The 20,554-nt window shown below is 43.9% G+C and carries 16 protein-coding genes and 2 pseudogenes; 9 read left to right on the top strand and 9 right to left on the bottom strand.

The window, feature by feature from the left end:
• Positions 1 to 273 precede the first annotated feature (273 nt).
• The 4 genes from ANSO36C_RS33940 (at position 274) to ANSO36C_RS21295 (ending at position 4,586) form a co-directional block, all read left to right on the top strand.
• The gene (locus ANSO36C_RS33940; protein ID WP_267145328.1) at positions 274 to 402 is read left to right on the top strand and encodes a hypothetical protein; all 129 of its coding nucleotides are present in this window, start codon (positions 274 to 276) and stop codon (positions 400 to 402) included.
• A 121-nt stretch (positions 403 to 523) separates the two neighbouring features.
• A complete protein-coding gene (locus ANSO36C_RS21285; protein ID WP_251956125.1) occupies positions 524 to 1,717 on the top strand; it encodes an iron-containing alcohol dehydrogenase family protein in 1,194 nt (397 codons plus the stop codon).
• On the top strand, positions 1,714 to 2,946 hold the full coding sequence (locus ANSO36C_RS21290) for an aspartate aminotransferase (RefSeq protein ID WP_251956126.1): 1,233 nt from the start codon (positions 1,714 to 1,716) through the stop codon (positions 2,944 to 2,946). The genes ANSO36C_RS21285 and ANSO36C_RS21290 overlap by 4 nt, the downstream gene beginning before the upstream one ends.
• A 581-nt stretch (positions 2,947 to 3,527) precedes the next feature.
• On the top strand, positions 3,528 to 4,586 hold the full coding sequence (locus ANSO36C_RS21295) for a PstS family phosphate ABC transporter substrate-binding protein (RefSeq protein WP_251956127.1): 1,059 nt from the start codon (positions 3,528 to 3,530) through the stop codon (positions 4,584 to 4,586).
• Between the two features lie 368 nt (positions 4,587 to 4,954).
• Here the strand turns inward: ANSO36C_RS21295 and ANSO36C_RS34355 are convergent.
• A pseudogene (locus ANSO36C_RS34355) lies at positions 4,955 to 5,982 on the bottom strand (ATP-binding response regulator); the annotation flags it as partial.
• 194 nt (positions 5,983 to 6,176) lie between these two features.
• Between ANSO36C_RS34355 and ANSO36C_RS21305 the strand changes: the two are divergent.
• The 4 genes from ANSO36C_RS21305 (at position 6,177) to ANSO36C_RS21320 (ending at position 10,402) form a co-directional block, all read left to right on the top strand.
• Positions 6,177 to 7,193 (top strand): 1-acyl-sn-glycerol-3-phosphate acyltransferase, encoded by a 1,017-nt coding sequence (locus ANSO36C_RS21305; protein ID WP_410174627.1) that lies wholly within the window; start codon positions 6,177 to 6,179, stop codon positions 7,191 to 7,193.
• A 522-nt stretch (positions 7,194 to 7,715) separates the two neighbouring features.
• On the top strand, positions 7,716 to 8,120 hold the full coding sequence (locus ANSO36C_RS21310) for a response regulator (protein ID WP_251956129.1): 405 nt from the start codon (positions 7,716 to 7,718) through the stop codon (positions 8,118 to 8,120).
• Between the two features lie 797 nt (positions 8,121 to 8,917).
• Positions 8,918 to 9,748, top strand: a complete 831-nt coding sequence (locus tag ANSO36C_RS21315) for a class I SAM-dependent methyltransferase (protein WP_251956130.1) — start codon at positions 8,918 to 8,920, stop codon at positions 9,746 to 9,748.
• A gap of 300 nt (positions 9,749 to 10,048) precedes the next feature.
• On the top strand, positions 10,049 to 10,402 hold the full coding sequence (locus tag ANSO36C_RS21320) for a hypothetical protein (protein ID WP_251956131.1): 354 nt from the start codon (positions 10,049 to 10,051) through the stop codon (positions 10,400 to 10,402).
• Between the two features lie 671 nt (positions 10,403 to 11,073).
• On the opposite strand, the gene ANSO36C_RS21325 is transcribed toward ANSO36C_RS21320, so the two are convergent.
• From ANSO36C_RS21325 to ANSO36C_RS21335, 3 genes are all read right to left on the bottom strand, one after another.
• On the bottom strand, positions 11,074 to 11,310 hold the full coding sequence (locus tag ANSO36C_RS21325; protein ID WP_012407481.1) for a DUF4327 family protein: 237 nt from the start codon (positions 11,308 to 11,310) through the stop codon (positions 11,074 to 11,076).
• A 994-nt stretch (positions 11,311 to 12,304) separates the two neighbouring features.
• Positions 12,305 to 12,724 (bottom strand): 30S ribosome-binding factor RbfA, encoded by a 420-nt coding sequence (rbfA, locus tag ANSO36C_RS21330; protein WP_251956132.1) that lies wholly within the window; start codon positions 12,722 to 12,724, stop codon positions 12,305 to 12,307.
• Positions 12,725 to 12,848: 124 nt separating this feature from the next.
• Positions 12,849 to 13,055 carry a DUF751 family protein gene (locus ANSO36C_RS21335; RefSeq protein ID WP_251956133.1) on the bottom strand — a complete coding sequence of 69 codons (207 nt, stop codon included), beginning with the start codon at positions 13,053 to 13,055 and terminating at the stop codon, positions 12,849 to 12,851.
• 165 nt (positions 13,056 to 13,220) lie between these two features.
• Here ANSO36C_RS21335 and ANSO36C_RS21340 point away from each other — a divergent pair, with 165 nt between their 5' ends.
• Entirely contained in the window at positions 13,221 to 14,078 is an 858-nt protein-coding gene (locus ANSO36C_RS21340; RefSeq protein WP_251956134.1) for a DNA adenine methylase, read from the top strand.
• A gap of 37 nt (positions 14,079 to 14,115) precedes the next feature.
• Here ANSO36C_RS21340 and ANSO36C_RS21345 read toward each other — a convergent pair whose 3' ends face one another.
• The 5 genes and pseudogenes from ANSO36C_RS21345 to ANSO36C_RS21365 all read right to left on the bottom strand — a co-directional run bounded on the left by ANSO36C_RS21345 (position 14,116) and on the right by ANSO36C_RS21365 (position 20,448).
• Positions 14,116 to 16,890, bottom strand: coding sequence for a response regulator (locus ANSO36C_RS21345; protein ID WP_251956135.1), 2,775 nt, complete (start codon positions 16,888 to 16,890; stop codon positions 14,116 to 14,118).
• Between the two features lie 12 nt (positions 16,891 to 16,902).
• A complete protein-coding gene (locus ANSO36C_RS21350) occupies positions 16,903 to 17,403 on the bottom strand; it encodes a sensor histidine kinase (protein WP_251956136.1) in 501 nt (166 codons plus the stop codon).
• A 251-nt stretch (positions 17,404 to 17,654) separates the two neighbouring features.
• Positions 17,655 to 19,586: pseudogene (locus ANSO36C_RS21355) on the bottom strand (response regulator); the annotation flags it as partial.
• A gap of 254 nt (positions 19,587 to 19,840) precedes the next feature.
• Positions 19,841 to 20,020 carry a hypothetical protein gene (locus ANSO36C_RS21360; RefSeq protein ID WP_251956137.1) on the bottom strand — a complete coding sequence of 60 codons (180 nt, stop codon included), beginning with the start codon at positions 20,018 to 20,020 and terminating at the stop codon, positions 19,841 to 19,843.
• A gap of 179 nt (positions 20,021 to 20,199) precedes the next feature.
• Positions 20,200 to 20,448, bottom strand: coding sequence for a hypothetical protein (locus ANSO36C_RS21365; RefSeq protein ID WP_251956138.1), 249 nt, complete (start codon positions 20,446 to 20,448; stop codon positions 20,200 to 20,202).
• Positions 20,449 to 20,554 lie beyond the last annotated feature (106 nt).

Consider the following 20,554-nt stretch of genomic DNA (forward strand, 5'->3'; position numbering starts at 1 on the left):
GGGGTGCAAGTAAGCAGAGGGAGATGAGGGGGATAACGGAGAATTATTGAAAAACTTTCTTTCCTCTCCCTTGTCTGTTCCCAATGCCCAATGCTCAAAAAATAAAATCATTTACCTGTTATCAGGATGACAAAATTTATTTTGTATTTACTGATACATTAATAGTTATTTTTAGATTAAGATATTCACACTTTAGTGGTTTTACTGTGGTAAAAGGTTAAACATTATCAATTCTCGATTGCTTTTCTTGAGAATCTGAGAGTGGTAATGTTAATGAATTATACGGTTATTCAAAACTTTGATAGTTCGGAATTTCAGGCTAATGGACATCACAAATTCAAGCAACGTCGTCAAACTGCTCAACCAGCCGACGATGAGCTTTGTATTTTTCAGATCGGTTAAAACCTAGTTGAGTCAGATGGAAGCTTGTAGCCATCCATCCTGAAAAAAGCGTGGCAACAAGTATCTCTGGCTGTAAGTCTATTAGATTAAGAAATATCAAGGTTTTGGCAAACTACATTCTATGTCTAATCAACTTTCTACTCAACCTTCTTTGTCTACTCAAACCTCTAGTTCATTCTTGACGCTCACAGTTGCCCCAGCAAAAGTAATCCGTGGTTCTGGGGTGTTGCAAGCAGCCGCAGCAGAGATCGCCTGTTTGGGAAGTCGTCCCTTAGTTGTGGCAGGTGATTCTACTCTCGCCATCAGCCGAAAAAATTTGCTCCCAGTTTTAGAAACGCAACAGTTACATACTGCCCAAGCTTCATACAGTGCAGATTGCTGTGAAGCTAGCCTGAAATCTTTACAGAAGAAAGCAAAAGAACATAAAGCTGATGTAATTATCGGTGTTGGTGGCGGCAAAGCCTTAGATACAGCGAAATTAGTCGCGTATCAGTTACAGTTGCCAGTGGTGACAATTCCGACATCAGGCGCTACCTGTGCAGCTTGGAGTGCCTTATCGAATGTTTATTCTGAAAATGGGGCATTTCTCTATGACGTAGCGCTGTCTCGTTGTCCCGATTTATTGATACTCGATTATGACTTGATTAAAACTGCACCACAACGGACTTTAGTAGCTGGAATTGGTGATGCGATCGCTAAGTGGTACGAAGCCTCCGTTAGCAGTGGGCATTTGCAAGACACTTTAATTATTGCCGCAGTGCAACAAGCGCGAGTTTTGCGAGATATTTTGTTGCAAAAATCAGCCGCAGCCCTGAAAGAACCAGGTAGTGAAGTTTGGCGAGAAGTGGTAGATGCCACTGTGTTACTCGCCGGAGTAGTTGGGGGACTTGGAGGGGCACAGTGTCGCACAGTTGCTGCCCATGCCGTGCATAATGGCTTAACTCATATTTCAGGACATGGCAGTATTCATGGCGAAAAAGTTGCTTTTGGGATTTTGGTGCAACTGCGTCTAGAAGAAATGCTACAAGGCAATCAACTAGCCGCATCAGCACGGCAACAGTTGTTAAAGTTCTACACAGAAATTGGACTACCCCAAAAATTAAGTGATTTGGGATTGGGCAATATTACATTAGGTGAGTTGCAAACAGCCACTGAAATTGCGCTAATTCCTAATTCTGACATCCATCGACTTCCGTTTAAAGTCGCGCCAGAACAGATGATGGCGGCAATGGTTTCTACTACTGCACCTATAGATAGTAGAGATACTACAAATCGAGTTTCGCCCAAGGGAATCAGTGACGAGGTTGAAGCATGAGTTTAAATTGGATTGTCCCAGCAGAACGTATACAAAAACTGCCACCCTATGTGTTTGCCCGTTTAGATGAACTGAAAGCTAAAGCACGGGAGCAAGGGTTAGATTTAATTGATTTGGGTATGGGAAACCCCGATGGTGCAACGCCAGCCCCAGTTGTAGAAGCAGCGATCGCAGCCTTGAAAGATCCCGCCAATCACGGTTATCCTCCTTTTGAGGGGACTGCTAGTTTCCGCAAGGCGATTACTAACTGGTATCATCGCCGTTATGGTGTGGTTCTCGATCCTGATAGTGAAGCTTTGCCGCTACTGGGTTCTAAAGAAGGATTAACCCATTTAGCACTTGCATACGTTAACCCTGGCGATTTAGTTCTAGTTCCTTCCCCAGCTTATCCCGCACATTTTCGCGGCCCTGCGATCGCAGGTGGGAAAATTCACAGCTTGATTCTCAAACCAGAGAATGACTGGTTAATCGATTTAGCTGCCATTCCTGACGAAATTGCAAGACAAGCTAAAATTCTCTATTTCAACTATCCCAGCAATCCCACCGCCGCCACCGCCCCCCGCGAATTTTTTGAAGAAATTGTTGCGTTTGCCCGCAAATATGAAATTCTGCTGGTGCATGATTTGTGTTACGCCGAGTTAGCTTTTGATGGTTATCAACCCACTAGCTTGCTAGAAATTCCCGGCGCGAAAGATATTGGTGTAGAATTTCACACCTTATCCAAAACTTACAATATGGCTGGTTGGCGCGTTGGGTTTGTCGTCGGGAACCGCCATGTAATTCAAGGTTTACGGACACTGAAAACTAACTTGGATTACGGCATTTTTGCCGCCTTACAAACAGCAGCCGAAACCGCTTTACAACTGCCAGACGTGTATTTGCATGAGGTACAACAACGCTACCGTACCCGCCGCGATTTCCTCATTAACGGATTAGGAGAGTTGGGTTGGGATATCCCCAAAACTAAGGCGACGATGTATCTTTGGGTGAAGTGTCCTGTGGGTATGGGTTCCACGGATTTTGCTTTAAATGTATTGCAGCAAACTGGCGTTGTTCTTACTCCAGGTAATGCCTTTGGGGTTGCGGGTGAAGGTTATGTAAGGATCAGTTTGATTGCCGACTGCGATCGCTTGGGTGAAGCTTTACATCGCTTCAAGCAAGCTGGCATCCGCTATCAACCTGAAAGCGTAGTTTCTCCTTCAGAAGCGATCGCCGATCTCGTTAGTTGATTAGAGGAAGCTGGCTTAGTTAACCCCCGTCAAGAAGGACGCTGGATTTATTACAGTTTGAATCTGTCCAGAGGCAACACAAGACTTTGGGCTTATCTTAGTGCCATTCCCCAAAAACCAATTCCCAGACCACAAGGAAAGTGAAGAGTGCTTATCCGAACCGTATTGGCTTATGGGACGGTTGTTTTCGACAACATTGATGAATGCATCAAGTTTTTTCAAACAGAATTCAGGAGTCAGGAGCCAGAATTCAGAATGAATTCTGCGCGACTGGCGGATAGCGTAGCGTATACCCTTCGGGATGCTTCGCTTAGAGCGAGTACTCGAGCGTCGCGTCTGAATAAATGGGTTTAAGACCCCCACCAAATTTTCAATTTGGTGGTCTACAATGAGTGGCGGGTCTGAATCCCCCACTCATTGATTCTGACTCCTGTTAGCGGTAGCGGGGCGTTTAGCCCATTCTGGCTTCTGAATTCTTCTTCAATAATTTTTATGTATAGTGCTATGCTTTATATTGACACATCAAGTTTTTTTGAAATGATAAAAATATACTTTCAAAATTACCCATAATGGTAAGGTCAATGAACGCAATAGCAAAGAAATTGGCTCTCGTCTGTGGAGTGTTGGCTTTTGCGACAAGTTGCACAGCCACGCCTAATTCATCTACTCAAACTCAGTCGTTACCAAAGGTTGCGGAAGTTAGTGATTCGGCAAAGGTGAGAGCAATCAAGATTGATGGTTCCAGCACAGTGTATCCGATCAGCGAGGCGATCGCTAACCAGTTTCAACAGAACAAACAGCAATACAAAGGGCAAGTTGTACTAAATTTTTCCGGTACTAGTGCGGGATTTAAAAAATTTTGTAACAAAGAGACAGACATCAGCAACGCCTCGCGTCCTATTCTAAAAGCAGAGATAGAAGCTTGCAATAAAAATGGTGTCAAGTTTATCGAGCTTCCCATTGCCTTTGATGCACTAACCGTTGCCGTCAATTCCGAAAATACCTGGGCAAAAGATATTACCGTAGCCGAATTGAAAAAGCTTTGGGAGCCAAATGCCCAAGGAAAAATTACTCGTTGGAACCAAGTGCGATCGTCTTGGCCGGATCAACCAATTAATCTGTATGGTGCTGGCGGTCAGTCTGGTACTTTTGATTACTTTACAGAAGCTATTGTTGGTAAAACTAGAGCCAGCCGGACTGATTACATCTCCAGTGAAGATGATCTCGCCCTAGTGCGCGGAGTCGGCACAGATCCTAATGCCTTGGGTTATTTCGGGCTTGCTTATTACGAAGACAACAAAAGTCGGTTAAAGCCTCTTGCAATTGATAGCGGGAAAGGGGCAGTATTGCCATCATCTGAAACTGTCGAGAAAGCTGAATATCAGCCATTAGCTCGACCATTATTGATTTATGTTAATGCTCAATCTCTGCAAAATCAGCCAGAACTAAAAGAATTTGTAGATTATTACCTCAAGTATGCACCGATAACAACCAGTTCGGTTGGATACGTGCCTTTACCTAGTGAAGCCTATAAATTGGCAGAAAAAAACTTTCAAGCTGGTAAAGAAGGAACAGTATTTGCAGGTAAGGAGCAGATCAACTTCCAAATTAGTGATTTGTTGAAGACACCACAAAAATAGTGGTTTAACTCAAAAATCCTGATGTAAAAGAAAGTTTTGATAGGTTCGTAGTAAGGACTTCAGTGCTTAAAAAATTAAGGATTTTAGTCCTTACTATAAACCAATACAGTTCAGTTAAGCATCTCTTTCTTCTCTCTGCGTTCTCTGCGCCTTGGCGGTAGCCTGCGGCAAGCCGAAGCGTCTACGTAAAAAAAACGACTTTGGTAACAGAGTTTTAGCCTTAACTGAACCGTATTGTACTATAAACACACTATTGAATAAGTTTGGTGCTACCAATTAATTGAGGATGCATTCATAAACTCAGATTTTGTTGATTTAAATAAACCTCTAAGGAAAGAGTTGTAAAGTTAATTGATTCCCTCAGTTAATTATGAAGATCGTAAGTTAGCTTGCAGGTTGCTACAACCACAAATTAGGTTTGCGATCGCTTGAAGTAATTTAGCTGGCTCTACTGGTTTGGTGATATGCTGCTCAAATCCGGCGGCAATTGCCTGTTGATAATCAAACTCTGATGCATAAGCTGTCAGAGCGATCGCTGGAATTTTCCCTCCAAGTTCTGGTGACATAGCTCTGATTTGACGCATCAGCATATAGCCGTCTACTTCCGGCATTCCTATGTCGGTTAACAGCAGATTTGGTTGGAACTGAGGCATAATTCCTAGTGCTTCCATAGCAGAGGCTGAGTTACTACCGCGCCAGATTGCTCCAAAATGAAAGCGATTAACTCTCGTGTATCACGCTCATCATCCACAAGCAGAACTTTTACCCCATTTAGATCGGGCGAATCATTAGGTTGTTTATCGACTTCGTGAATATAATGAATCTTGATCAGAGGTAGCATGACTGTAAAAATTGCTCCCTGTTCTTCACCCAAACTTTCTGCCTTAACTGTGCCACCGTGTAGCTCTACGATGTGACGAACAATAGCTAATCCTAATCCCAGTCCCCCAAATTTCCTGGTAGTTGCACCATCAGCTTGTCGAAAATAATCAAAGACGAATGGTAAAAACTCTGGGCTAATTCCCTTACCTGTATCACAGACTCGAAGTTGAGCCTGAGAACCAATAGACTCTAAACTGATTTCTACCTGTCCACCTTGGGGTGTAAACTTAATAGCATTTGAGAGTAGATTCCAAAGGACTTGCTGCAAGCGACCAGAATCACCTGTCACCATAAATTTGGGATCGCATATTTCGTTTGCTTCCAGTGCAACTTGGATTTGAGATTTGAGATTGTCATCCAAATTGCTGTGAGAATTTTCTAATTCAAAATCGTTTGATGGTTCCTGAGCGAAGTCGTTCGCGTAGCGTCCCGCAGGAAAGTCTAAAATTGTAAATCGCAAATTGATCGATTTGGCTTGGGCAACTAGACGAACAGTTTCTATTGCTGCTGCGATCGCAACTGCCAAATTAACAGAAGTAACTAAATCTAAAATGGATGGAAAAACATATTCTTAATTTTACTTCTATGGTAAGATACCAACTTTAAAAGTATAAAGCTATGATGCATTTTTAATAAAATTTTTACCTTACCTTAACTGTTTTGATTAATGAACATTCCAAAAATCTCTTAAACACCCAACTGAAGAATATGCCAAGTGGAGGCTATATATTTAGCTGGTTTGATTGGTTTTGTCTTTGGTATCCTCCAGGCTGGCTAATTTTATTCAATCGGCATTGGCAGCACTATCACACCGATCAAGATGGTTGGAATTATCTAGAATATGGCTTATTTTTAATTCCTGGCGGATTTTATTTGGCACTGCTAAGTCGCTGGTTACGTCTGGGTTTTCGTCCACCTCGAAGAGAAATTGGTGAATTTGATCCCAAATATCAAGAAGCTTTTCGCTTAGAAGTTCTCAGCCCCATTGTTAAATACTATTTTCGTGCAGAGTTGCAACAAGTTGAGAATTTGCCGTCAACAGGGCCATTAATTGTGACAATGAATCACGCAGGAATGTGCTTTCCTTGGGACTTTTTGACCTTGGGTTATTTATTAAGTGAAACCAGAGGATGGGTAGTACAAGCTGTAGCAAATCCAGTATTATTTGAGCATCCTTGGATGATTTGGTGGCTACCACCTAAATGGTCGCAAGTTTTAGGTGGTGTACGAGCCGAATTAGATAATTTTGAGGCAGCGATGGCGCAGCCAACGCCTACGGCGAACGCACAAGGTAAAATAGTCTTATATGCACCCGAAGGTATCCGTGGACCTCTGAAAGGTTGGAGAAGACGCTATCAACTAGAAAAGTTTGATATCAGTTTTATTCAGTTGAGCGATCGCTATCATATTCCCATTCTCCCAGTTGTTTGCATCGGCAGTGAATTTCTCCATCCTTGGGCTGTTAATCTCAAAAAATTGCAACGATTAGTCAAGTTACCATTCTTGCCTCTATCACCTTTGATGCTTATCTTAATTCTTTTTCCCTCAATGGGAATTTGGGCAATGAGAACTCGTCTGCGTTACTCTATTAACCCTTTGCAACCAGCAGGATTAGATACTCACTCAAGTAAAAGGCGTGCAGTAGTTTATCAACAGGCACAACAATTACGAGAAAAACTGCAACTTCAAATTAATCATTTACTTGGGAAACCTGTAAGAAGCTAAGGTGATTTCTAGGAAAGAATTGACCAATAAAGGTAGAGTGTACCGTTGATGCAAAACAAACAGGAGCAAGCATTTGGATACGTTAGCCACGGCAGGCGCAGCCAAATCATTAACATTTTATTGGAAATCACCTTATGCCAAGGATAAGGAGTAATCATTAAGTACAAACTGGCAGAGAATTAGTATTACTATTTTTAATTTTTCAAGCCTCTATTAAAATTTAAACCTGTTAGTAATAAAGCAGCCAGTAATTAGCAAAATCCTTTTGAAACTCCAACTGTTCGTTAAAATTAATTTTTTAAATATAAAAAAAATTAAACACAAACATAATTTTATCCAGTCAGTTATAAATACCAAGGAATAATTAACCATCAATTAGATGGTAATTGGACAAATTTGAGTCATTGGCTAGGAAAATAGCCGCGATCGCAGTAAAATTACCAATGGTATGCTTATTAAGAAATAAATAACAAGCAGCTCATTATAAATAACTTTCATTTGATCAACATTAATGGAGATGTTATGGAACCTGCTCTTCCTCTTGCTGGCTTAAACATCCTCGTAGTTGATGATGATGATGATAGCCGCTTTTACATTACTACCGTGTTGGAAGGTGATGGAGCCACTGTCACGGCAGTTGTATCCGCAGCAATAGCATTGAAAGTATTGCCTGAGTTGCAACCAGATGTCTTGGTTTGTGATATCGCTATGCCTGATGAAGATGGCTACACCCTCATCCGCAAGATCCGGGCGCTGGAGCCTGATATTTATAGAAAACTCCCCGCTATTGCCTTAACTGCATACGGCGATAGCGAGTATCGTAGCCGTGCCCTGGAAGCAGGCTTTCAAAGTCATGTGGCTAAACCAGTTGAGCCTGGAGAACTAGTTGCGATCGTTGCTAATTTGATTGCTTATTACAAGAGTTAATACTAGTTTACAAAAGACATCTCCAAAAATTTAGTTATGAGCCCAAGTTATACAAATGTTGTAGATTTGTTTTCGGATGTATGTATTGATCAATACTCAAAAGAGAGTTATTATTTGCATGGTTCTGCTACTCCCAACATTTCTCGGTTAAGGGAAAAAGGGGAAGGTGAAAGGGAAAGAAAAACCCTTTAACTTTTACCCCAAACTCGATTAGGAGTTAAAAATTCTTAATCGAGAGGGATTGCTGCTACTCTACTACTGTTTCCCCTTTCACAGAGGAGAAGGCCTAAATATACTTCAAACTGGTTAAACCTTTATTTTTAGCATCAATGATGTTTCTAACACAATTTTAGGATTTTCGCTCCGGCGATCGCTTGATTTACAGTCGAAAAATTTGGAGTTTAATGTCATAGATTCTTTGCTTAATTCTAGCCGATGCCTAAAATACTGTAAAAAACTTCGATAGTACAGATGCTCACCTCGAAAAAGCTAATACATAGGGCTTACCCACTGTATTAAAGAATCATCTTTCGCCAATCTACGAGGATTGGCATAGAGCAAACCCAGATAAAACAGACTTTTTTTTCCCTCAGGCAAAAAACTGAGCCAAAAAAATATTGTCTGATTTTTGTGCAAGGAATTTATAGTGTCCTGCCTCTGTGGGCTTGTTTTGACATACCTAATAGTCTGTCTATCTGCTTGTCTTGGGTTGTTTCGGCAAAACTTAGACTACCTATCTTTTTGGCGAATGTTTGGAACGTAAATATGTCAATTACCCTTGTGAGGATTGAATCTACATGAATAAGCAAACTTTTACACATCCCTCTGTAAACTACAAATTTGATGAAGAAAATTTTGCTGTAGAAGATGAGTCCCTCTCCCTTAGATACTTTGAGCAACAAATCATCGATTCGCAGAAGTACTGGCGGCGTTTCGGCGGTCGTCCCGACTTCTCAGGGAAAGTCGTCCTTGAGATCGGCTGTGGGCATGGGGCCTTGTCTATTGATGCAGCCATTTCGGGAGCGCAGCGTGTGATTGGTCTTGACTTAATTAGTCAACGCATAGCATTTGCCCGCCGTATTGTAGGGGAACGCTTCCCAGATATCGCCAACAAAATAGAGTTTCATCATTTGGATATTGACAGCATGACGGCGCTTGACGGCAAAGTTGATGTCGTAATTTCCAAAGACACTTTTGAACACATTATGGGGCTAGATAGAGTTCTTCTTTCAATCAGACGGCTTCTAAAGGAAGGGGGCTTACTGATAACTGGTTTTAGTCCACTCTACCACAGTCCTTTTGGCGATCATGGATTTACCTCAATCGGACGACCCATCAAGCTACCGTGGTCGCATTTAATTCTTGGCGATGCGCGTGTTGTCGCACATTATAAGAAATATCATCCCGGAGTTGAGTGCGATTCGATCTATGAGCTTGGACTTAATAAACTCAAGCGCCACGAATTTTTGGAAGCCTTTGATCGAACAGGATTTAGGGTTGTTAACGAGACCATAAATGCTCTAGAAGGGGCTTCCAAACTGATGCCAGTGCTTCGACTTCTAAATAAAGTTCCTGCCCTTAAAGACTACACAACTGTCAGTATGTACGTCGTGGCTCGGAAGATTTAGTGTCTCATTTAACAGTTAACAGTAAACAGTTATCAATTATTAGTGATTTATTTATCCTGCAAGTTTTAAGCCTATGCGGTAAAGGTGAAATGCGTTGGTGGCACATATTACCTACGCAGATTATACGCACGAATAACTGATAACTGTTAACTGTTAACTGTTTTAAGGATATTAAGAGCTACTACTGCTTCCGATTTGTGGTGTCCATAGGGATGTTCGCGATCAGGTTTATGAGAGTGAGATTCAGACCCCTTATTCCGGTAAGATTAGTACTTATCAAGAAGCTTTAATCCAAAAGATATGTCTTCAACTCCTCTAACATTGAACCTAATTGAAGGTTCAGTCTCCTTCAGTTTTTCACCCGAAGCAGCACGAGAATTAAAGACAGCAACGGATAAACTGATGGAGAGCCTGAAAGCTGTCGCCGCTAAACCCACTCCTGGCGGTGGTAGAGTCACTCCCCAGCCTCCCCTGGAATATCGTTATACAGGCGAACTATTTTTAGAAATTTTCTGTAATCCTAATATCTGGCCAACGCCCTTCGCAGCCAAGGTTTTGCTGACTGTCCGCAATCTCAACATCCGCTTGACTACTGAAGCTGAACTTACTCGCATCATTGAAGACATTAATCAGTATTTAGAGCAAGTAGGATAATAGGTAAGCTGATTTTTTTATGCTTTTCGAGATTTAAAAAAATACTACGTAAAACAAATTTTGAATTTTTTCAAGGTTTAGCCAGTTGCTTGCGGAGGTTCTCTTTGTTGCTGCAACTGGTGATGGTTAGCCCAACTTAGTAAACTAAAACTTTTCAGGACGGATTTTGGCTTGGAACAGCAAACAGAATACCGCTTACTTGAAAAAAAGCGATGCAATGAATTGCGAGTCAAAAGTGAGGTTCCTACACTTCTAATACAGTTAGGTTAAGATCCCACCGCCTACGACGACCCCTTTAGAAGAAGGGTAAAAGCGGGTTCAAATTCCCCTTTTTAAGAGGGTTGGGGATCTCCAAAATATTAATACGTTAACCAAACCGTATTGCCTATACTTCTATCGGATCAATGTAGGAACATCACAGTATCTATATACTAAACTCAAGCCGTGACACCAGATATACATAACAAATGGTTCTGACGCATTCTTTGACTTGAGAAGCTGTATAAATTCAGACCAAAATGCTTCTGTATTAATGAAAAACGCAAGATTCTATGTAGGGCAATGCTCATTAAAAACCAGAGATTATCCCCAGATTGGGCTTTAAATCGTTGATGGTGACACTCACACATCGAAAATAAGCTCCCAATCCAAATCTGAAATCAAAGATTGATTTAGTCGTTGTCCCACTGTTCACGACCAATTAGGTCGCCAATGCGATCGCGTAACAAAAAGTCACATTTCTCTAATTCACATTCAACGCAAACCCACTCTCTCGCTGGAATGTATTGGCAGAGGGTATATATTGGCTGTTGTCGGCTAATCATTCCCTTTTGCACCAGTCGGCGTGCTTCGTCTTGAATCAGATCGAGAGAGTAGTAATTGATAGAAGGCACCGTATTCACACTCATGTTTTTTACTCACAAATTAACACTTACGATAGTGTTCCCGTTAATAATTAGGAACAAACATTACAGAAATTAGACTTGTGGCTAGGATTTTGTAGTTTGCTATACGGAACTATTTTTATTTTGACGCTACATCTCCTGAAATTATCTCAAGATATGTTAAGAAAGTCAACGAATCCTGACATTTGTCGAAAATTCGCTTTACAAAAAAAATTCCGAGTAGTTAACTTAACCTGCTATGTCAGATGTATGACTTTGATGCCACAAGTCTGAAAGTCCTGCCATTACTGTCTTTAGGCAAGATTTGGTAGGTGGGAAGAGTTTATTTCACGTAGGCGTAGTTCGCCGCAAACATTGCTTACATATCAAAAATCACCTTAAAACCGGATCTAGAACTGCTGGTATTTATCTAAGGGTAAACAACACAAGAATATTTGTCATATATTAGGGTATAAACTGTTGCAAAACATAACGGCTAAAATATACTACGAAAGCTTCTACACTAGCATCTGTTAACATTTTTTTAAGCAAATCCGCAATTATATAGGTTAATTTCAGCACTCCCATTAAACAGTTTTCTTTAGATAAATATCATGTAAGAGGTAGAATCAGGGGACTCTACTTGAAGAAGCCACAATTCAGGATAAAAGGCAAAGAAGCTCTTCGCGTTCGCACAGCGTGTCCGATAGAGAAGGAGAAGAAAAAGCTTTACGCTGCTCTATCGCGCCAGTCTTACAGAATACCCAACTAAACTCTGACGACTGGCAACATTATTCTGTTCCGAAAAAAATATTCAATCGCCGTGGAAGCAAGAGAACAGACAGTACTAGAGTAGAGACAAAGGTTAAGACAAACAGAAAGCGTATATATACAACTACTGAATTCCTGAATTAGGTTATGGTTACATTAAAACAGACGTGATCTGGTCACGTCTGTAAGCTGTTTGGCGGATTTGCTGAGATTAATTGTTCTGAAGTTACATTGTTGTTTTAGTTACTTATTCGGAGAATTCGTCATCATTTTCATCAGTGCTGTCTTCTACTGCTACCAGATTTTCTGGCGGACGTTCATGGTTAAGTTGGTTTAATAGGGCCAGTACTTTATTACCGCGTTCTATGGAGCGATCTTCAAGAAACAGCACCTCTGGTGTACGACGTAGCCGTACCCGCGCCCCAAGTTCGCTACGGACGTAACCTGTAGCCGACTTTAAGCCTGCCATTGTTTCTACCTTAGCTTCATCTGTACCATAGATGCTGACGTAGATTTTGGCGTGTTGGAGATCGCCAGAAACATCAACATCAGTAACGCTTACCATTCCTGTACCCACACGGTCATCCTTAATGCCATTGAGCAGCATTTGGCTAACTTCCCGTTTGATCAATTCAGCAACGCGGGAAACCCGGCGATTTGTAGCCATAAAAATTTCGCCTCCTTCACAGAGGTTGTACAACAAAAATATATGCAAGTTGAGTAAACACTACTTAGCGAAAGCAACGCCAAGAAGAAGTGTTTGTGGGGCATAACCCCGATATAACGCTAGTCTAGATTGTACTCAAGCCCAGCATTGCCCGTAAGGTGAGAGTAAGGAAGACTAGGCTGCTCATAAACAAACCCAAGATAGCGATCAAAGTGACTGGGCGCTTCAACAATGGCACTAACGGCGCAAAGGTGTTCAGAAACAGTCCTAAGACGATACTAATTAAGTACCGGGGGTAGCGAAAGACGTTATCCCAAAATCCGTCAAACATCTGAATGTAAACTGCCTTGTTATATACTTACGTTTGTTTTGATATGCTTTATCTACTCAATTGTAATCTATGCGGCTGGAAAATTAGCCAGCTAATGTAAAATATACTTCGTCGGTTATATTGGCTTTATTTAGTCACGATTATTTTCAGTTAAATTGCAAGTAAATGGTAATTCAAATCCCCAAGGAAACTAGCCCGCGTCCATTTTTGAAGTGGGCAGGGGGTAAAAGTAGGTTGATACAGCAATATATTCCTTATTTTCCCAAAAGTTATAAAAATTACTATGAGCCATTCTTGGGTGGTGGTGCTGTTTTTTTCTATCTCCAACCAAGTACAGCATTTTTAACTGATATTAATGCCGAATTAATTAACACTTATTGTTGTGTTAGAGATCATGTTGAAGAATTAATTTCTCTATTGAAAGAGCATAAAATCCGACATGATAAAGATTATTACTATAGTATCCGAAACCACTCTGGTGGAACTGACATAGAAAAAGCTGCTCGTTTAATTTATCTTAATAAGACTTGTTTTAATGGTCTTTATCGAGTTAATTCACAGGGTAAATTCAATGTGCCATTAGGCAGATATGACAATCCCAATATTTGTTCTGAGGTTTTATTAAAAGCAGCTTCAGAAGCACTTTCTTATGCAGAAATCAAACAAGCGGATTTTACAGAAATCTTAAATCATGCAACTAGCAGTGATGACTTTGTATTTTTTGATCCGCCCTATCATCCTATCAGTGAGACTAGCTATTTTACTGCTTATAGCCAGAATTGTTTTAGCAAAAAAGACCAAGAACTTTTGAGAGATACTTGTGCAGAGTTAGCAAGTCGTGGTGTCAAAGTTATGGTATGTAATTCTGATAGCGAATTTATTCAAAAAATTTATAATGATATCAATTTTGAAACCTATCAAATCAAAGCAGCTCGATCAATTAACTCAAATATAAAAAATAGAGGGATGATTTACGAACTATTAATTACATCTTTTAAAGATTTTTATTTGCCCAAGCAATAAATCTGTCTAAGCTATAAACTGCAATTTTGAATTGGTATTAGTTGTGTTCTAGGAGCTTGACAATCTTCCTTACTAACTCCTCTGGTTCTAATGGCTTGGTAATATGAGCTTGAAACCCAGCAGTTAAGGCTTTTTGTTGGTCAATATCTGTGGCATAACCGGTAAGTGCGATCGCCGGAATCGTTCCTCCCTGATTCGGTGGGCGCAAACGAATCTGCTGAATCAGCATGTAGCCATCCATATCAACCATACCTATATCACTCACAATTACATCAGGAATGAAACTATCAAGTACTTGCAATGCTTCTAGCCCAGATGCTGCGACTGTCACTTTTGCACCATTTTGTTCTAGCAAAAATGCTTCAAACTTGCGTGAAAACTTATCATCATCCACGAGCAAAATTTGCAGGTTGCTTAAGGGAGTCTCTGCGCTTTCTGCATCAGCGTCGGCACAGTCAAGTACAATTTGTGCTGATTGGTTCAAGATCGGTATTTGAACTGTAAAGGTTGCGCCCTGATTCTCACCCAAGCTTTCTGCCTTGACTGTGCCACCGTGCAGTTCGACAATTTGGTGGACGATCGCTAGCCCTAAACCCAAGCCACCAAATCTGCGTGTTGTCGAGCTATCCTCTTGCCGGAAATAATCAAACACATACGGTAGAAATTCCGGTTGAATGCCAATGCCTGTATCGATCACTCGGATTTGAGCCTGCCCTTCAATTTGCCTTAATTCAATGATTACTTGTCCGCCATCTGATGTAAATTTGACGGCATTGGTAAGCAAGTTCCACACCACTTGCTGCAAGCGGGCAGCGTCACCAGAGATAGATGCAGGCAGATCGAGATCGATGTGTAAGTTAATATTCTTTGCTTCTGCTGCTAAACGCACCGTTTCCAGGGCAGCAGAAATAACAGAGATTAAATTAAGGGGAGCCACCTTTACGGATAGCTTGCCCTGCATAATCCGCGAAACGTCGAGTAAGTCTTCAATTAATTGTGATTGCAGTTTGGCGTTGCGCTCGATCGTTAGTATTGCTTCGCGTTGACGGGCGGCATTGAGCTTGCCTTTTTGCAGCAGTTGTGCCCAGCCCAAGATCGGGTTTAGAGGCGATCGCAATTCATGAGACAGCACCGCTAAAAACTCGTCTTTAATCTGGTTGGCTCGTTGCAACTGTTCTGCCTGTTGCTGAATCGAAACAATTAGGTTGGCTCGGTCGAGGGCGATCGCTATTTGCTCAGACATTAATTGCAGCAAATCGATTTCTTCTCTTGTAAAGCAAGTGCGGGTGCGGCTAGCAAACGAGATGGTTCCCAATAACCTCTCCTCCACAATTAACGGTTGACTGACATAAGCAGTAACACCGAGGTTGCGGATGATTTCGGCATGGGGATCAGTGGCAATTTGGGTGTGGTTGAGAACGATCTGCTGTTGTTCTTGCGCTGCCCAGCCACAGACGTATTCACCAAGCTCAATCCACTCGATCGCCTCAGCTAACTCTTGAGTAATACCCTCATAGTTTTTCAAGTGTAGGATGGGGCGGTTGTCTTTTGACTCGACGATGTAGTTGTAGTAAAAGTCCAACCCTAGCGCAGGTGCGAGTTTGCTGAATAAATTGTGCATCAGCGTCATCGGTTGCTCGACCGCCAGGAGATCGCTGGTGATGTCATAGAGCAACCGAAAACGTTCATCAGCTTGCCTCTGTGGGGTTACGTCACGCATGATTTTAATAAATCCTTGCACATCCTCGGTTTCATCGCGTATGGGCATCACAAAGCCACTACCCCAAAAGCGGCTACCGTCTTTTCGGATATGCCAGCACTCATTTTCTGCCTGTCCTTGAGTTTGGGCGGTCTGGAATTCCCAGCCAACGCGGTCTTTTAGGTTTTCTTCAAGGGTATAAAGGCTGCGACTGTCACGGCCAATGATTTCTGCTTCTGAATACTTGAACAATTGTTCAGCACCAGCACTCCAACTCGTGATCGCAGCGTTGGGATCAACGGTAAAAATCGCATATTCTTTTGCACTTGCCACCATTAACCGAAAGCGAGCTTCACTTTGTTCGAGAGCAATTTCGATTTGTTTGCGATCGCTAATGTCGTAGGACATTGCCAGCACAGCATCAACTTCACCGCGATCGTTGCGTAAGGGTGTGCCATGAGAAATATAGTAGCGATCGTGGCTGTTGTGCTCAAAGGCAAATGATTCGCCATTGAGAGCTTGACGGAAGTAGGGTTCATAGCTGTCTGCCAGGGCAGGTTCGAGGGCTTCCCAGAGTGTTTTGCCGACAAATTTTTCAGTAGTCATGCCAACCCACTCCAGCGCTTCGCCTTCTGCAAGCTGGTAGCGCAAATCTCGATCGACAATGAACACAGCGCCATGAGGCAGTTTGGCCGCAACTTGACGCAGGCGGGCTTCGGCAAGTTGGCGATCGCACTTTTCTTGGGCTTCTCGCAGCGCTCGTTGGACACAAGGAACCAACCGCCGTAAGTTGCGCTTTAGCACATAGTCGGTGGCTCCCAGTTTCAGCGCTTCAATCGCCAATTCTTCGCCCATACTGCCTGAGACGAAAATAAAGGGCGTGTCAGGACACAGGTTTTCGACAATTTTCAAGGCGGAAATGCCATCAAAACCGGGTAAGGCATAGTCTGCCAAAATCAAATCAAACGCATTGGCTTCTAATGCCTTCACAAACTCAGCGCGAGTTTCTACCCGGAGCAGTTCAAAATTAGCGCCGCCATCGATCAGGGTGATATGTATCACTTCTGCATCAAGGGGATTGTCTTCCAGCAAAAGAAACCGCAGTGCTGTCATAATTATTCTGCCTCATGTTTCGGCAGCGAAAAGTAAAAACGTTGCGCCCTGGTTGATTGCGCCTTCTGCCCAGATGCGTCCGCCATGTCGATGAATGATCCGCCGTACAGTGGCAAGCCCGACTCCCGTGCCAGGAAACTCTTCCTGGGGATGCAGCCGTTGAAATATGCTAAATAGTCGATCGCAGTATTTCATGTCAAACCCTGCACCATTATCTTTGACAAAGAAAATCACTTCCTGCTCCTGTTCAACCCTACCAATTTTGATAACAGCTTCGGTGTTATTGCGCGTGTATTTGACAGCATTCGACAGTAAATTTTGCAGTACTAGCCGCAGCAGTACTGGGTCAGCCTCTACCGTTGCCAATGGCTCGATTTCCCAGTGGAGCGATCGCCCAACCAGTTCTGGCTGCAATTGTTCTCGCACTTGTTGTATCAATTGACTGATATTAACAGTAATCAAATGTATTTCTGTCTTCCCCAGGCGGGAAAATTCCAGCAAGTTGTCTACCATTTTTTCTGCCTCAAGAGCAGATTTCGTGATAATTTTGATACTTTGCAAACTGGATGTATCGACGAGGGTTGCTGCATTGAGCTTTGCCTTGCAACTGTTCGGCAAAGCTGCTGATGTAGCGTAGCGGCGTTCGCAAGTCGTGGGATACTGAGGAAGAAAAACGCCTCCAGTTCTTGGTTGATGGCTTCTAGTTGAGCCGTTCGCGCTTCCACCTGTTGCTCTAAGCGATTGTTGAGTGTTTGTACAGCTTGCATTACCTGTTCGCGGTAGACTGCTTCGCGTCGCAGTTGTGCTAATTGGAGGTTAGCATTGACTCGCGCTAATAGTTCTCGTGCCGAAAAGGGTTTAATTAAGTAGTCATCTGCGCCAGTTTCTAAACCTTGCACCCGTGATTCTTCGCCAGCACGGGCAGAGAGCAAAATAATCGGGATTGTCTGGGTATTTGGTGAAGCCCGTAGCGATCGCAGTAACTCAAATCCATCCATTCTGGGCATCATCACATCTGCTAACACTAAGTCATAGATGACACCTTCGCCAGAGCGAATCGCATTCAGCGCGGCTAACCCATCATTTACAACTTCCACCTCATAGTACTGGTTTAACAACCGCCTGAGATAGCCGCGCATATCGGCGTTGTCATCCACTAGGAGAATACGCGCCCTCTTGGAGTTCTGAACATGAACTTCCGAGCTTTGAGCTTGAACTTCCGAGTTCTGAGCATGAACTTCCGAGCTTTGAGCATGAACCTCCGAGTTCCGAGCATGAACTTCCGAGTTCCGAGCTTGAACTTCCGAGTTCCGAGCATGAACTTCCGAGTTCCGAGCTTGAACCTCCGAGTTCCGAGCTTGAACCTCCGAGTTCTGAGCATGAACTTCCGAGTTCCGAGCTTGAACCTCCGAGTTCTGAGCATGAACTTCCGAGTTCCGAGCTTGAACCTCCGAGTTCCGAGCTTGAACCTCCGAACTTTGAAGTTGCAATTCTGTGCTTTCGTCAAAAGCAGTTCCCCCTGCCTCCTGCCTCCTGCACCCTGCCCCTGCCCCCTGCCCCCTTCCTCTTCTTCAGGTAGCCAACGTAAGGCTTCTTCAACAAAAGCATTGCAGTTACAGCCGTCGATACCAGTGTAGAGGCAACCTCAATTTGGTCGGCGGGTAGATGGGCGGTTCCGGTGGGATGGTGACGGTGAAAGTTGTGCCTTGGCCTACTGCGCTCGTAACCGCGATCGCGCCGCCGTGCCGCTTGACGAGTTCCTGCACCAGAGACAAGCCAATGCCTGAGCCTTCATAGCTGCGCCCCTTCGCCCCTCTGACTTGATAGAACCTCTCAAAGAGGTGAGGCAGTTCGGAAGCGGAAATACCTACGCCCGTGTCGCTGACTATCAATTCAACGAAGAGGCAGGGGGCAGGGTGCGGGGGGCAGGGGGGAAAATTCTTCTCCCCTGCTCCCTGCTCCCTGCTCCCTGCTCCCTCTTGAACGGGTTTGAGCGAGACAGAAATGATACCCTCGAAGGTAAATTTGAAGGCATTAGAGAGTAGATTCAAGACAATCTTTTCCCACATTTCTCGATCTACGTAAATAGGATTGGGCAGGGGAGGACAATCGATGACTAACTGCAAATTGGCATTCTCCATCGCCGAGCGGAAAACACTTGCCAGTTCCGCCGTATAGCTGGATAAGTCGGTGGGTTCGTAGTTTGCCTTCAGGCGATCGGCTTCGATGCGGGAGAAGTCGAGCAGCGTATTGACCAGTTTCAGCAAACGCAAGCTGTTGCGATGTGCTAGTTCTAGCCGTTCCCGTTGTGAAGAAGTTAGGGGATTTACCGAATCGCTCAAGGCATCTTGCAGGGGAGCCAGTGACAGTGTTAGCGGTGTGCGGAATTCGTGGGAAACGTTGCTGAAAAAGAGGGTTTTGGCGTGATCGAGTTCTGCCAGTGCCTCTGCTCGTTGGCGTTCTTGTTCGCGGGCTGATTGTTCTCGAACTCGCCCAATTTCTGATTCGCGTAAGGCTGCTTCGGCGCGGGCGCGTTCGAGTGCTGCCCAGGTGCGCTCGGCAACGTCCTCCAAGAGCGCGATCGCATCATCAGACCATTCGTGGATTGACGTATCCGCCATTAGCAAGAACGCGATCAGCCGCCCGTTCTTGACCAGTGGCACGCCCACAATCGACTGTAGCCCGATCGCGTTGTACTGCTCGCCGACGCGCCGATTGAACAACCGAAAAGTGGATATGTCTGGGGCGTTGAACACATTTCCTGCCCGCAGGAAATTGGTAAACTCTGGAATGTCCGAGATGTCATGAAACGCCAACTAGCGACGGCAAGCCCTCTTTCACGGCATCCCGCAGAATTGTCACAATCGTGCCAGCCTCATCGATCTCGCCATAGTAGCACCAGCCGACATCGAAATGTTGGCGCAGCAGGCGCATCGCATTGCCCTGAATATCAACAGGGTCGGAAAGCGATCGCAGTGCATCCGTACAATTTGACCCGGAACGCATCCATTTCGGCAGCGCGACGCAATTGTTCTTCTGCGTGTTTGCGATCGTGTGATGTCGTCGTACAGCACCGTGAAGCCGTCTGCTCCACCAAAAGGAGTGACTTGGAAAACGAACCACTTATCATTGTCTGGAACGAAATGCTCAAAGCGTTCCGGCTGTCGGTTCTGACAACGCGCTCAACAATCTCCAACCAGGAGCGGTAGTAGTTTGGGAAGACTTCACTCGCTAACCGACCGAGGGTGCTGCTTCGGTCAGATCCTGTCTGCCTCTGATATGCTGGGTTGAGTTCAAGATATCGGGCATCTACAGCGCGACCACTCTCGTCGCGGACAAGCTCATGATCGCCAACCCCTCGTTCATCGACTCAAACAGCGATCGATATTTTTCTTCCGATTCGCGCAAGGCTGCTTCAGCTTCTACCCGCTCGGTGATGTCACTCGCCGCACCAAACCATTTGACGATAACGCCAGCCTCGTCGATCAGCGGAATGGCGCGGGAGAACGTCCAGTCCCACAGTGCCGTCCAACCGAATAACGCGGTGTTCCAATTCAAAATTGCTGCGGGTTGCGATCGCGCGGTTGATCGCCGCCCTAACTCGTGGCTTGTCGGTTTCGGGAATGTACTTCTCTGTCCAATCGCGGCGCGGCTCTTCAGTCGT

This window comes from Nostoc cf. commune SO-36, assembly GCF_023734775.1.
In the GTDB taxonomy this organism is placed as follows: domain Bacteria; phylum Cyanobacteriota; class Cyanobacteriia; order Cyanobacteriales; family Nostocaceae; genus Nostoc; species Nostoc commune_A.